The sequence below is a fragment of the Synechococcus sp. W4D4 genome, from assembly GCF_047716805.1.
GTDB lineage: Bacteria > Cyanobacteriota > Cyanobacteriia > PCC-6307 > Cyanobiaceae > Vulcanococcus.
This window is the reverse complement of record NZ_CP180404.1, coordinates 2,331,233-2,345,461: the sequence shown is the minus strand read 5'-3', so window position 1 is coordinate 2,345,461 and position 14,229 is coordinate 2,331,233. Positions and strand designations below refer to the sequence as shown.

11 protein-coding genes are annotated in these 14,229 nt (G+C 65.3%); 7 read left to right on the top strand and 4 right to left on the bottom strand.

Translation table 11 applies throughout. From position 1 onward, the window contains the following. The first annotated feature begins 5 nt into the window (after positions 1–5). From ACLM42_RS12840 to ACLM42_RS12810, 7 genes are all read left to right on the top strand, one after another. Positions 6–3,125: a DEAD/DEAH box helicase gene (locus ACLM42_RS12840; RefSeq protein ID WP_247909988.1), complete on the top strand. Its 3,120-nt coding sequence runs from the start codon at positions 6–8 to the stop codon at positions 3,123–3,125. A 4-nt stretch (positions 3,126–3,129) separates the two neighbouring features. Further along, a complete protein-coding gene (locus tag ACLM42_RS12835; RefSeq protein WP_247909987.1) occupies positions 3,130–4,029 on the top strand; it encodes an SWIM zinc finger family protein in 900 nt (299 codons plus the stop codon). Between the two features lies 1 nt (position 4,030). After that, entirely contained in the window at positions 4,031–4,525 is a 495-nt protein-coding gene (locus tag ACLM42_RS12830) for an MEKHLA domain-containing protein (protein WP_247909986.1), read from the top strand. Positions 4,526–4,686: 161 nt separating this feature from the next. After that, positions 4,687–5,082, top strand: a complete 396-nt coding sequence (locus tag ACLM42_RS12825) for an Hsp20/alpha crystallin family protein (protein WP_415399328.1) — start codon at positions 4,687–4,689, stop codon at positions 5,080–5,082. Positions 5,083–5,216: 134 nt separating this feature from the next. Continuing rightward, a complete protein-coding gene (locus ACLM42_RS12820; RefSeq protein ID WP_247909984.1) occupies positions 5,217–6,956 on the top strand; it encodes a diflavin flavoprotein in 1,740 nt (579 codons plus the stop codon). Next, a complete protein-coding gene (locus tag ACLM42_RS12815) occupies positions 6,956–8,785 on the top strand; it encodes a flavin reductase (protein WP_415399327.1) in 1,830 nt (609 codons plus the stop codon). The genes ACLM42_RS12820 and ACLM42_RS12815 overlap by 1 nt, the downstream gene beginning before the upstream one ends. A gap of 101 nt (positions 8,786–8,886) precedes the next feature. Then, positions 8,887–9,093, top strand: a complete 207-nt coding sequence (locus ACLM42_RS12810; RefSeq protein WP_247909982.1) for a hypothetical protein — start codon at positions 8,887–8,889, stop codon at positions 9,091–9,093. Here the strand turns inward: ACLM42_RS12810 and ACLM42_RS12805 are convergent. From ACLM42_RS12805 to ACLM42_RS12790, 4 genes are all read right to left on the bottom strand, one after another. After that, the gene (locus tag ACLM42_RS12805; protein WP_247909981.1) at positions 9,090–9,353 is read right to left on the bottom strand and encodes a hypothetical protein; all 264 of its coding nucleotides are present in this window, start codon (positions 9,351–9,353) and stop codon (positions 9,090–9,092) included. The two genes, ACLM42_RS12810 and ACLM42_RS12805, sit on opposite strands and share 4 nt — an antisense overlap. Positions 9,354–9,468: 115 nt before the next feature. Continuing rightward, complete coding sequence (gcvP, locus tag ACLM42_RS12800; protein ID WP_415399326.1) at positions 9,469–12,396, bottom strand: aminomethyl-transferring glycine dehydrogenase; 2,928 nt, start codon at positions 12,394–12,396, stop codon at positions 9,469–9,471. Then, on the bottom strand, positions 12,396–12,785 hold the full coding sequence (gcvH, locus tag ACLM42_RS12795; RefSeq protein WP_415399325.1) for a glycine cleavage system protein GcvH: 390 nt from the start codon (positions 12,783–12,785) through the stop codon (positions 12,396–12,398). Before gcvH ends, gcvP begins: the two co-directional genes overlap by 1 nt. A gap of 27 nt (positions 12,786–12,812) precedes the next feature. Then, complete coding sequence (locus tag ACLM42_RS12790; protein WP_415399324.1) at positions 12,813–14,111, bottom strand: aminotransferase class I/II-fold pyridoxal phosphate-dependent enzyme; 1,299 nt, start codon at positions 14,109–14,111, stop codon at positions 12,813–12,815. Positions 14,112–14,229 lie beyond the last annotated feature (118 nt).

The following is a 14,229-nucleotide window of genomic DNA, read 5'->3' as shown; positions in this document are numbered from 1 at the left end:
CCTCCATGAGCCTGCTGCATGCCACCTGGCTGCCCGTCGTCCCGGCGGGAAGCTTCGCCAAAGGCAAGGCGCCCACCGCCGGCCTGTTGATCTGGGCGGATACCTGGCGTGTGGCCGAACCCGTCAACCCGAAGGACGAGGCGCCCTTCCATCCCCTGAGCCTGGATCTCGACGATCTAGCCACCTGGCTCGACGACAACAACTTCTGGTCTGAGGACCTGCGCCAGGCCACCGTCACCCTGACCCTGCCCAGCCGTCAGCAACAGAGCCGCGGGACAAAAAGCACGGACAAGAGCCCTTGGAGTGGCCTGCCGCTGCAGTCGGGGGAACCGCTGCCCAAGGACCTGAGCTGGTGGCCCTGGCAGGTGGAGGGGTGGTTCCTCAAGCCTGGACCGGCTGCCGCTTGGCTGAACCAATTGCCCCTATCGGGTGCCTATGAGGCTGGCCTCGGGGATGACCTGCTCTGGTGGTGCCACGTGCAGCGCTGGTGCCTCAGCCTGATCGCCCGGGGCCGCTGGCTGCCCGAAAGCGATGACGGTAAAGCCAGCTGGCGCCCCCTACTCAACCGAGAAGACGACCGCCGCCGGCTGGAAGAACTGGCCTCCCGAATGCCCCAGGTGGTTGCGGCCTCCAGCCCAGACCCCCAGCTGGCCTGCGGTCGCCCCCGCTCCAACCGGCTCTTGGTGGCGAGCATCGTCGAGAAGCTGGTGGATGGACAGCTGCGCGAAGCCTTCCAACCCGGTGCGACAGGCCTCGACCCCCTGCTGGCGGCCTGGGAAGAGGGCTTGGCCAGCCGCGACGGGAAGCTCAAACTCGACGAGGAGGACCAGGAGCGCCTTGGCGGTGCCAGTAACCACTGGCGCGAGACCGTGGCCGGCAAGGTGGCTCCCGCGCGGGCCTGCCTGGAGCTCTTCACCCCTCCGGAAGGGGAGGAACTCTGGGAACTGAAATTCGGCCTGCAGGCTGAAGCCGACCCCAGCCTGCGGGTGCCCGCCGGCTTGGTCTGGGCCGCGGGCGACAGCAACCTGGCCCTCGGTGAACTTCAACTGGAGCAGCCGGGAGCGCTGCTGCTCGAGGGCCTGGGCCGCGCCCTGCTGGCCTTTGAGCCCCTGGAGCGGGGCCTCGATGCCGCCACCCCCGAGGCGATGCAGCTGACCCCCGCGGAAGCATTCGTGCTGGTGCGGACCGCGGCCGCCCGCCTGCGGGATGTGGGTGTCGGGGTTGTCCTCCCCGCAAGCCTCTCCGGAGGCCTGGCCAGCCGCCTGGGCCTAGCGATCACAGCCGAGCTGCCGGAGAAGTCCCGCGGCTTCACCCTTGGTGAAAGCCTGGATTGGCGCTGGGAATTCATGATCGGCGGGGTCACGCTGAACCTCAAGGACCTCGAGAAGCTTTCGGCCAAGCGCAGCCCCCTGGTGCAGCACAAGGGGGCTTGGATCGAACTGCGGCCCCTCGATCTCAAGAACGCCGAGAAGTTCTGTTCCTCTGAACCACCCTTCAGCCTGGATGACGCCCTGCGGATCACAGGCAACGAAGGGGAAACCCTGGCTCGGCTGCCGGTCCACGCCTTCACTGCAGGTCCGCGCCTGCAGGCGGTTCTCGAGCAGTACCACCAGCAGAAAGCCCCCGATCCGCTGCCGGCACCACCCGGATTCGCAGGGCAACTGCGGCCTTATCAGGAACGCGGTCTGGGCTGGCTGGCCTTCCTGCATCGCTTCGATCAGGGCGCCTGCCTGGCCGATGACATGGGACTGGGCAAAACGATCCAGTTACTGGCCTTCCTGCAGCACCTCAAGGCCGAAGAGGAGCTCAAGCGGCCCGTGCTGCTAGTGGCGCCCACCTCGGTGCTGACCAACTGGAAACGGGAAGCCGCGGCCTTCACCCCGGACCTGACGGTCAATGAGCACTACGGACCGCGACGCCCCTCCAGCCCGGAGGCCCTGAAGAAAGCCCTGAAGGGTGTGGATCTGGTCCTGACCACCTACGGCCTGCTGCAACGGGACAGCGAACTGCTGGACAAGGTCGACTGGCAGGGGGTCGTGATCGATGAAGCTCAGGCAATCAAGAACCACGCGGCCAAGCAGTCCATGGCGGCCCGCGACATGGGACGCCCCGGCAAGGGCCCTCGCTTCCGCATCGCCCTAACCGGCACGCCGGTGGAGAACCGGGTGAGCGAGCTCTGGGCCCTGATGGATTTCCTCAATCCCAAGGTGCTGGGCGACGAACCCTTCTTCCGGCAGCGCTACCGGATGCCGATTGAGCGCTACGGCGACATGTCATCGCTGCGGGACCTCAAGGGCCGCGTCGGTCCCTTCATCCTGCGGCGCCTGAAGACCGACAAATCGATCATTTCCGACCTGCCCGAGAAGGTGGAGCTGAGCGAATGGGTGGGCCTGGCCCCCGAGCAGAAGAAGCTCTACTCCAAGACCGTGGACGAGAGCCTCGATGCGATCGCCCGGTCGCCCCTGGGCCAGAAACACGGTCAGGTGCTGGCGCTGCTCACGAAGCTCAAGCAGATCTGCAACCACCCGGCCCTAGCCCTCAAACAGGACCCAGCGGAGGCGGATGCCAGCTTCTTCAAGGAGTTTGCCGCCCGCAGCGCCAAGGTGCAGCGACTGGAGGAAATCCTCGAGGAAGTGATGGAAGCGGGCGATCGGGCCCTGCTCTTCACCCAATTCGCCGAATGGGGGCACCTCCTCAAGGCTCACCTGGAGCACAGGTGGCGCCAAGAGGTTCCCTTCCTCTACGGCAGCACCAGCAAGACCGAACGCCAGGCCATGGTCGATCGCTTCCAGGACGACCCCCGCGGCCCGCAACTCTTCCTGCTCTCCCTCAAGGCGGGCGGCGTCGGCCTCAACCTGACCCGCGCCAGCCACGTCTTCCACATCGACCGCTGGTGGAACCCCGCCGTGGAAAACCAGGCCACGGACCGGGCCTACCGCATCGGCCAGCAGAACCGAGTGATGGTCCACAAGTTCATCACCAGTGGCTCGGTGGAAGAGCGCATCGACCGCATGATTAAAGAGAAGTCGAAACTCGCCGAAGACATCGTTGGCTCCGGCGAGGATTGGCTCGGCGGCATGGATGTGAGCCAACTCAAAGAACTCGTCACCCTCAGCGAGAACTAATCCGATGACCTTCACCTCCCCCTCCAACGGCATCACCACCCAGCTCGGCGATGAGGGCCTGAGCCAGCAGCCCTGGTGGGTTGAGCAGTGGATGGAGCTGATCAACGGCTACCGCTTCAAGAAGCGCCTGGAGCGGGCCTGGGCCTACGCCCGTGAAGGCAACGTCCTCTCGATCCGCTTTGAAGGCCGCCGCGTTCACGCCCGGGTGCAGGGCAGCGGCGAGGACCCCTACAAGGTGAAGCTCTGGCTGGATGTCCTCAACGATGAGGACTGGAACTACGTCCTTGAGGCCCTGGGACAAAAGGCCCGTTGGTCCGCCCAGCTCCTGGCTGGGGTCATGCCGCAGGACATCGAGCGGGCCTTCGCCGCCAGCGGCAAGCGTCTCTTCCCCTTCAAGTTGCAGGAGGTCCGCAGCGAGTGCACCTGCCCGGACAAGGTCAACCCCTGCAAGCACGTCAGCGCCGTCTACTACTTAATGGGGGAGCGCTTCAGCGAAGACCCCTTCGTCCTCTTCCAACTGCGGGGCCGCACCCGCGCTCAGCTGCTCAGCGACCTGGCGGTGAAGCGCCGCGCCCTGCTGGCCAAGAAAGCGAAGGAAGCCAAGGCCAACCCTGACGCCCACCCAGCCGTCACCCCTCAAGCCCACCCCGCTCCGATCTCCATCCGCGAGCCCAAGCGCTGGTGGCGCTACGGGGCCGCCCTGGATCCCGGGCTAGTGGTCATCACGCCGGCCATGGAGGGGGACACAGGGTTGGATGAAGCCGGAGCCATCCCCCTAGCCGAAGACGGCCGCTTCCCCGATGCCGGCAAGCAATTCGTCGAGCACCTCAAGGCCCAGGGAACCAACTTCAGCGCCGCCGCCATGGCCACCGCCATGGCGGCAGGCCGGAACCAGGACGACTGAGGTGCCCCTGAGCGATCGCCGGCACCGCCTGCGGCGGCAACAACTCGAGCAAGCACCAGCACCCTGGCTCACCCCCGGGAAACGCCAGTTGGCCAATCAGATCCTCAGCTCTCACCAGCAGGCCTTTGGGCGGGCGCTCGCCCCATCCGCCCAGGAACTCTTCTCAGCAGATCTGGTGGTCCTGGCCCATGACGGCAGCAGCGACCCCTGTCTGACCTACGCCAACGCGGCGGCTCTCCAGCTCTGGGAGCGCCCCTGGAGCGCCATGGTCGGCATGCCCTCGCGGCTCACAGCTGAACCCCAAGAGCGCCAAAGCCGCTCCCAGGCCCTGCAACAGGCCTTGAAGCAACAAGCGATCGAGGGCTACAGCGGGATCCGCATCAGCCGCACGGGCCGGCGCTTTCAGATCCACAACGCCCGGCTTTGGTGCCTGAGCGACCCCGATGGACGCCCCTGCGGCCAAGCGGCGGCCTTCAGCGATTGGTGGTGGCTCTAAAAACTGGTTCGGCTCCCACGAAAACCAAGGCGTAGCAACCGAACCCTAGGAGTGAGGGCCGTACTCAAAGGGTCGGTTCTCGCCCTCTTCGTTGTCATTCAGCGGGGCCACATTGGCGTTGCGGGCAACACCCCGCCCAGTCAAGTCTTGGAGGAACAGCCATGCTGACCCTGCGCCAATCACCCTTTGATCTGTTCGAACAACTCGATCAGCAGCTGCACACCGCCGAGCGTGTCCCCGCCGCTGAAGTGCGTGAAACCGAGGCTGGCTTCGCCATCACCCTGGAACTGCCAGGCGTCAAGCGCGACTCGATCGATGTCAAAGCCACCGATCGAACTCTGGTCATCAGCGCCGAGCGCCTCGCCCCCGAAGAGGCGGCCGAAGCCCCCGCTCCACTCCTGAGCGAATTCCGCTACGGAACCTGGAGCCGCAGCTTCCGCTTCCCCTCCGGCATCGACCGCGAGGGCCTGGAAGCCCACTACCGCGATGGCCTCCTGATGGTCACCGCCCCCAAGGCCCAAACCATGACCACCGTCTCGGTCAAGGTCGAGGGTTAAGCGAGAGCAGAGAGACCACACCAACAACGAGAGACGGGACCCAGCCCTGGCCGCAAGCCAGGGCTTTTTGACTGCGGGATTAGCCAGCTCTCTAGAGAAGCTCCGTAGAGTTCACCCAACCCACTGGTGATCCCATGGCTGTCGTTGCCAGCACGCCCCGGCTGAGCCTGCAGTGCGAGGCCATCGCCAATGACACCAGCACCATCCGCTCCCTGGACTGGGACCGCAGCCGCTTCGACATTGAGTTCGGCCTGCGCAACGGGACCACTTACAACAGCTTTCTGGTGCGGGGCGAGCGCACCGCCTTAATCGACACCAGCCACCTCAAGTTCGAAGGGACCTGGCTGGATCTGCTCAAAGAGCAAATCGACCCCAAAGCGATCGACGTCCTGATCGTCAGCCACACCGAACCGGACCACTCCGGTCTGGTGGGTCACGTCATCGACCTCAACCCAGACATTGAAGTCGTGGGCTCCAAGGTCGCCATTCAGTTCCTGGAAAACCAGGTCCATCGCCCCTTCAAGAGCCGCGCCATCAAAAGCGGCGATGAGCTCGACCTGGGAACGAACCCTGAGAGCGGGATCCAGCACCGCTTTGAGTTCCTCAGTGCCCCCAACCTGCACTGGCCGGACACGATCTTTTCCTTCGACCACGGCACTGGGATCCTCTACACCTGCGATGCCTTCGGAATGCACTACTGCTCCGAGGACACCTTTGATGTGGACCCCGGCTCCCTCGCTCCGGACTTCCGCTTCTACTACGACTGCCTGATGGGCCCCAACGCCCGCAGCGTCCTCCAGGCCATGAAGCGGATGGATGGCCTCGAGGGCACGATCAACACCATCGCCACCGGCCACGGTCCACTGCTGCGCCACCACCTCAACCTCTGGATGGGGGACTACAAGGACTGGAGCAGCGACCGCAGCAAAGGGGAGGCCTATGCCGCCGTTTGCTATCTCAGCCAATACGGCTTCTGCGACCGCCTCAGCCAAGCCATTGCCCGGGGCATCGGCAAAGCGGAAGCCCAGGTGCAACTGGTGGACCTGCGCGCGACCGACGCCCAGGAACTCAGCGCCCTGATCAGCGAGGCCAGCGCCGTCGTCGTTCCCACCTGGCCCGCCAACCCCGACCCCGAACTCCAAGCCTCCATCGGAACCCTGCTGGCGGCCCTGAAACCCAAGCAGTGGATCGGCAGCTACGACGCCTACGGCGGCAACGACGAGCCGATTGACGCGGTCGCCTCCCAGCTGCGCAGCATGGGCCAGAAGGAAGCCTTTGAACCGCTTCGGGTCCGCCAGGTTCCCGATGGGAACGACTACCAGCGCTGCGAAGAAGCCGGGACCGACCTGGGTCAACTCCTCACCCGGGCCAAGACCATCGCAGCCATGAAATCCCTCGATGGCGACCTGGACAAAGCCCTGGGCCGCCTCTCTGGTGGTCTCTATGTCGTGACCGCCCGCCAGGACGAGCGGGCCTCCGCGATGGTGGCCAGCTGGGTCAGCCAGGCCAGCTTCGATCCCCCCGGCATCACCGTGGCCGTGGCCAAGGACCGCGCCATCGAAGCCCTGTTGCAGGTGGGCGATCGCTTCGTGCTCAACATCCTGCGGGAGGACAATTACCAAGACCTGATGCGGCACTTCCTCAAGCGCTTCCCGCCGGGTGCGGATCGCTTCGAGGGGGTCAACATCCTTGATGGCGTAGCCAATGGCGGCCCGGTCCTCGGCGATGCCCTGGCCTTCCTCGGTTGCCGCGTCAGCCAGCGGATGGAGGGCCCTGACCACTGGATCATCTACGGCGAGGTCGAGCAGGGGAACGTCTCCGACACCGAGGCGCGCACGGCCGTGCACCACCGCAAAGTGGGGAACCACTACTAATGGCGACAGCAACCGCAGAACGGCAGGTCATTCAGCTGCCGGTCGAACCCGGTCTGGTCTGCCTGCGGGGCATGAGTCCCAAACGTCTGCGCTTCGAAGTCGAATACGGCCTGGAGCGCGGTACCACGGCCAACAGCTTTCTCTTTCTGCCCAGCGCTGAGGAAGACGAGCAGATCGGCCGCACCGCGGCGCTCTTGATCCACCCCCCCGGTGCCTCCTTCGCCGAGCCCTACCTGGAGCAGCTCTCGGCCCTAGTCCCCAGCAGCACCGAGCTCCAGGTCGTGGTCAGCCACGTCAACCCCAACCGGATCGCCCTCCTGCATGAACTGGCCCGCCGCTGGGGAAAGCTGCGCCTGATCGCCTCGAACCCTGGCTCCAAGCTGCTGCAGGACCTCTGGGCCCAGCGCAAACCCACAGCAGCCGGCGAGCCCGAAGGACCGGCCCTGCCGAAGCTCCCACCCCTAACCGTGGTCCGGGGCGAAGACAGCATCGAGCGCCCCGACGGCTACTCGATCAGCCTGCTGGCCGCCCCCACCCCGCGCTGGCCCGGAGCCCTGATGGCCTTCGAGGAGACCACCGGCCTGCTGATGAGCGGCAAGTTCTTCTCGGCCCACCTCTGCAGCCAGGACTGGGCGGAAGCCAACCGCAGCAGCACCGAGGAAGACCGCCGCTACTTCTATGACTGCCTGATGGCGCCGATGGCCCGCCAGGTGGAAGCGGTGCTGAACCGCCTTGATGAGCTCTCCATCCGCTGCATCGCCCCAGGCCATGGCCCGGCCATCGCCGAGAGCTGGCGGAGCCTGCTGGTGGACTACCGGCGCTGGGGGGAATCCCAGGAACGCTCCAGCCTCTCGGTGGCCCTGCTCTTCGCCAGCGCCTATGGCAACACCGCCGCCATCGCCGATGCCCTCGCCCAAGGGGTCTCCCGCACGGGGGTCCGGGTCGAAAGCGTGAATTGCGAGTTCACGCCCACGGAAAAACTGCTGGAGACGATCCGCAGTGCCGATGCGCTGTTGATCGGCTCCCCCACCCTGGGGGGCCATGCCCCGACACCGATCGTTTCAGCCCTGGGCACGGTGCTCGCTGAAGGAGATCGCTCCAAACCGGTTGGCGTCTTCGGCAGCTTCGGATGGAGCGGCGAGGCGATCGATCTCCTGGAGAGCAAGTTGCGCGACGGCGGCTTCAGCTTCGCCTTTGAACCGATTCGGGTGAAGTTCAGCCCCGATGCCACCACGATCAAAACCCTGGAGGAAACCGGAACCGGCCTCGGCCGCAGCCTGATCACGGCGCAACGGAAGGCCCAACGCCGCAGCGGCACCAGCGGCGGCCTCAGCGAAAGCCGCAGCAACCCAGCCGTCCTCGCCCTGGGCCGTGTGGTGGGTTCCCTCTGCGTTCTCACCACGCGCAAAGGCAGTGGTGAAAGCCAACTCAGCGGCGCCATGGTGGCCAGCTGGGTCAGTCAAGCGAGCTTCAGCCCACCGGGATTGACGGTGGCCGTCGCCAAGGACCGGGCCGTGGAAGCCCTGTTGCACGTCGGCGATTCCTTTGCCCTCAATGTCCTGGCCTCAGGCCGCGAAAGCGGACCAATGAAGCAATTTCTGCAGCCCTTTGCCCCGGGCGCCGATCGCTTCGCAGGACTGGAGCTCGAGGAGAGCCCCGGCGGTCAGCCGATCCTTCCCGACGCCCTGGCCTGGTTGGACTGCAGTGTCAAACAGCGGATGGAATGCGGTGACCACTGGCTGATCTATGCCCAGGTGGGATCCGGGGCTCTGGTGGATCCAGAGGCCACCACCGCCGTCCACCAGCGCCGCAGCGGAGCCAACTATTAACGGCCTGCAAGATCTCGTGATCTGCAGCGGAAGAAAACCTGAATTCAGACGATCTCAGCCCCACAAGGGTTGAAATGAATTTCCGACGCCACTGCAACTGGATGGGACCTCGACCCAACCCCAGTCCAACCTCACAGCGCTGGATCGTCCGCTACCGCGGCTTTGTGCTGATCCCCCAAAAGGATCTCTCGTGGATGGTCAGACCCGAACGCAGTCCCATGAAGCTGCTGCCCTTCCGAGCACCAGCCAGCTCCATCGAAGACGTCAAGGCACTGATCGACTGGCGCCTCAATCAGAACGCCAGCTAGGCCGCCTGCGGCGGAGGTGGTGTGGAGCCGCCCGCCTGGAAGGGCAGAACGACGGTGGCCCAATGCTCAGGGCGGGCAGGACGGGTGCGGCGAGGACGGCGAACACCGAAGGGAACGCGCAAGACGTTGGTGCCCTCAACCCGAAGGGTCTGGCCAGTCATCGCAGCTTGATTGAGGCTGCCCTGCAGGGAGGGGAGCTTCACGTCCTTCTCGCCGCGGGAGAGGGGATCGAGGGTAGTGGTTTTGGTCTCGTCGCTCATGTGCCCCCTGAACTACAGCGATGACTGCAGTTGCAGCAGATATTGGTGGGAAATCAAGGGAGAAAGCAGAAAGAAATTCTGAACTTTTCCCTTCGCAAGAGCATTTAAGCCCAAATCAAGCAGCCGTTGGCGATGAAACGGCCATTTCCTCAACCGATGGGCAAGTACAGACCAGGTTGCGATCACCAAAGGCGTTATCAATGCGAGCCACCGCCGGCCAAAGCTTGCCCTGGTGATGCTCCTCTCCCTGGGGGTATGCCGCCTGCTGACGGCTATAGGGACGGTCCCAAACATCAGCTGTGACCGCTGACAACGTATGGGGCGCACGTTTGAGGGGATTGTTCTCAGGATCCATCGCTCCCGACTCAATCGCCGCAGCCTCAGCGCGGATCGCGACCAGCGCATCGCAGAAGCGCTGCAACTCCGCCAAACCCTCGCTTTCTGTGGGCTCGACCATCACCGTGCCGGCCACCGGCCAACTCACCGTGGGGGCATGGAAGCCGTAGTCCATCAGGCGCTTGGCGAGGTCATCGACTTCCAAGCCGGCACTGCGCTTCAGCGGGCGTAAATCAAAGATGCATTCATGGGCCACCCGTCCGGATTGGCCGCGATAGAGCACTGGAAAGTGATCCTCCAACTGATGGGCCAGCCAATTGGCGGCCAGGAGGGACACGGCACTCGCTTGGCGCAGGCCAGCCCCGCCCATCATCCGGATGTACATCCAGCTGATCGGAAGAATGCTGGCGCTGCCCCACGGGGCTGCACTCACCGGACCGATGGCCTGGTCGCCCCCACAGGCCTCAGCCGCGGGATGGCCGGGCAGGAAGGGCATCAGGTGCGCGGCCACAGCGATCGGTCCCACCCCTGGTCCGCCTCCGCCATGGGGAATGCAGAAGGTCTTGTGCAGGTTCAGGTGGCAGACATCGGCTCCATAGGCCCCGGGCTTAGCCAGGCCCACCTGGGCGTTCAGGTTGGCGCCATCGAGATACACCTGACCGCCGTGCGCATGCACCAACGCGCAGATCTCGCGGATGCCCTCTTCAAACACCCCGTGGGTGGAGGGATAGGTGACCATCAGGGCCGCCAACTCATCCTTGTGGGCTTCGACCTTGGCCTGCAGATCAGCCCGATCGATGTTCCCCTGGCCATCGCAGGCCACGGCCACCACCTTCAAGCCAGCCATCACAGCGCTGGCGGGGTTAGTCCCATGGGCACTGGTTGGGATCAGACAGACCCGGCGCTGCTCATCGCCGCGGCTGCGGTGATAAGCGCGAATCACCAGCAAGCCGGCGTACTCCCCTTGGGATCCGGCATTGGGCTGCAGGGACACCCCGGCAAAACCGGTGATGGCCGCCAACCAATGCTCAAGATCGGCCACCAAACGGCGGTAGCCCGCGCTCTGGTGGGCCGGAGCGAACGGATGCAGACCGGCAAACCCCGGCCAGCTCACCGGCAGCAGCTCCGCCGCGGCATTGAGCTTCATCGTGCAGCTCCCTAGCGGAATCATGCCGTGGACCAAGGAAAAGTCCTTGGAGACCAACCGCTGGATGTAGCGCAGCAACTCGGTCTCGCTGCGGTAGCGATGGAACACCGGTTGCTGGAGCCAAGGACGCGTGCGACGGGGCACCAGGGTCCCCCACAGACGCTCTTCAATGGGTTGTCCCTGGCTCTCCTGCAGCAGGGTGTGCTCCAGTCGCGCCAGATCCGGCGCCGTTTGTGGCAGGGCCGCCATGGCTGAGAGCAGCCGTTGCAGCTCATCGAGGTCGCTCAACTCATCGAGGCTGATGGCAAAGCCATCGGCCTCGGGGCGCAGATTGAAGCCCGCCGCCGCGGCCCGGGCAATCAATTCCGGCGCCTCGGAGCAGCGCACCCGAAGGGTGTCCAGGCCAGGGGCTAGCTCGGGGGGATGCCCCAGGGCCTCGAGCCCGCGGCGCAGCAGCTCCCGCTGCAACACCAAGCGCCGGGCGATCGCCTTCAGGCCTTCGGGGCCGTGATGCACCGCATAGAAGCTGGCCATCACCGCCAGCAGAACCTGGGCGGTGCAGATGTTGCTAGTGGCCTTGTCCCGGCGAATGTGCTGCTCACGGGTCTGCAGAGCCAAGCGCAACGCCGGATGGCCCTCGGCATCCACGGACTGCCCCACCAAACGGCCCGGAATCTTGCGCTGGTGGGTGGGGGTGGTGGCAAAGAAGGCCGCATGGGGCCCGCCAAAGCCCAAGGGGATGCCCAAGCGCTGGGTGCTTCCCACCGCAATTTCAACGCCCAACTCGGCCACCGGCGCCATCAGCACCTGGGCCAAGGGATCCACCGCCGCCGTCACGATCACGCCAGCGGCCCGCGCGGCGGCGATCACCGCACCGGGGTGCCAGAGCGCACCGGAGGCACCGGGCAACTGCAGCAGCAGTCCGAAGGCATCACTGAAGGCCTCAGGCCGCTCCAGGAGCTCCTGAGGGTTAACCCGCTCCAGCTCCAGCTCCAGCGGTTCGGCCCGGGTCTGCAGGACGGCCCAGGTCTGAGGGAACACCGCCTCATCCACCAGGAAACGACGTGCACTGCGGTTGCGGCAGGCTCCCAGGCTCAGGGCCATGGCCTCGGCCGCTGCCGTGGCCTCATCCAGCAGCGAGGCATTGGCGATCGGCAGGCCGGTGAGCTCGCTGATCAGGGTCTGGAAATTGAGAAGTGCCTCGAGGCGCCCCTGGCTGATCTCCGCTTGATAAGGGGTGTAAGCGGTGTACCAGGCGGGATTTTCAAAGACATGGCGCTGAATCAGCGCCGGGGTGATGCAGCCGTAGTAGCCCAGACCAATGAAGGAACGGCGCACCTCGTTCGCCGCCGCAATTTGCTCCAGTTCCGCCAGGGCCTGGGCCTCGTGGCAGCCAGCCGGCAACCCCTCAAGGGCCTGGGCCGGCTCCAAGCGAATCGGTTCTGGGACCACCTGGCGCACCAGGGCCTCCAGATCAGCAAGCCCCAGATCCCGCAGCATCGTCTGCTGCTCAGCGGGGGTGGGGCCGATGTGGCGCTGAACAAAGGCGCTCAAATCCATCAGTTGCCGTCGACCTTGGCGCCGTATCTGGCCGCATCCATCAAGCCATCGACCTGGGCCGGAGCCGAGGGGCGCAGCAAGAGCAACCAACCCTCTCCATAGGGATCGTTCTGCAGTTCTTCGGGGCTGGCCAGGACCGCCTCATTGCGGGCCTCCACCGTGCCATCAATGGGGCAGAGCATGTCCTCCACCGCCTTCACCGACTCCACCGAACCGAAGCTGGAGCCCTGGGTCAGGCTCGCTCCCACCTCCGGCAATTCAACGAAGACGATGTCGCCCAACTGATCAACCGCAAAGGCGCTGATGCCGACGCGCACCAGCTCCCCCTCGGACTTCACGTACTCGTGACTCTCGGAATAGCGGCAGTCATCGGGATAGTGCAGACCCATGGGCCGCGCCGGAGCAAAAGATGGTTGTCAGTTTGTCGAATTTGCCGGGGGGCGGCTGTTCCCAAGGCCACCCTTGTAATGGGATTCAGCTAATGCCAGCAGGGCCCGCTCCAGCGCGAGCTCTGCATGGGCCTGGGTTGTGCCGCCCTGGGCATAGAGGACATAGGGCTCCCGCAGCGGGCCATCAGCGGAGAACTCACTGGTGCTGCCGTCAATAAACGTGCCGCCAGCCATGACCAACTCACTGGCGTAGCCGGGCATCGGCGCCGGAATTGGATCGAGATAAGAACCCACCGGCGAGCAGGTCTGGAAGGCGCGGCAGACCGCCTTCAGCGGCTCAGGGGACCCCAGGCGCACCGCCTGGATCACATCACTCCGCACCCCGCCCACCAGGGGCTTGACCGCATAGCCCAAGCCGTCAAACACCGCCGCCGTGAGCTCAGCGCAGAGCAGGGCCTCGGTCACCATCTGCGGCGCCAGAAACAGTCCCTGAAACAGCAGGCGGTGCAGGTCGAAGCCGGTGCCCCCCTCACTGCCGATGCCCGGCGCCGTAAGCCGGCAGCAGGCCTGCTCCACAAGGTCCGCTCGCCCGGCCACATACCCCCCGGTGGGGGCAATCGTGCCGCCGAGGTTCTTAATCAATGAGCCGGCCATCAGGTCGGCGCCCAGGGCCGTGGGTTCCTGCAGCTCGACCAACTCTCCGTAGCAGTTGTCGACAAAGACCAGACACCCAGGCTGAATCGCCTTGACCCGCTCCACCAGCCCACCGATCTGCTGAACGGTTAGGGAGGGCCTCCAGCTGTAGCCGCAGCTGCGCTGGATCAGGACCATCCGCGTGGGCAGTGCCAGCGCCTCAGCAATACCCGCCTCATCGACAGAGCCATCGGGGAGGAGATCCAGCTCGTCGTAGGCGACCCCAAACTCCGCCAGGGATCCCTGCCCCTCGCCCCGGATGCCGATCACCTCCTCGAGGGTGTCGTAGGGACGGCCGGTCAGGGCCAAGAGCCGATCACCAGGGCGCAACACCCCATAGAGGGCAGCGGCGATGGCATGGGTGCCGCTCACAAATTGCAGGCGCACCGCCGCAGCTTCGGCTTGAAGCACCCGGGCGAACACACGATCCAGCACCTCCCGACCCAGATCTCCATGGCCGTAGCCACTGACGGAGGCGAAGTGGTGCACCCCCAGCCGCTCCGCGGCAAAGGCATCGAGGACCCGCTGCAACCGAGGCTTGATCCCCGCCCGACGCTGCTGAACCACCGGAGCCGTGCGCTCCAGGGCAACGGCCAACCGATCAGCAGCCCAGGCCTGGTGGGGGGAGGTCATGGCAATGCACAGATGAACCCATGCTGCTCCCGCGTGACGGTGGGCCAGGCGTCTAGATTTTTCGGACTGATGTCTTGACTACAGCCCTTGTGCTGCAGATCGACATCCCAGGCCATTG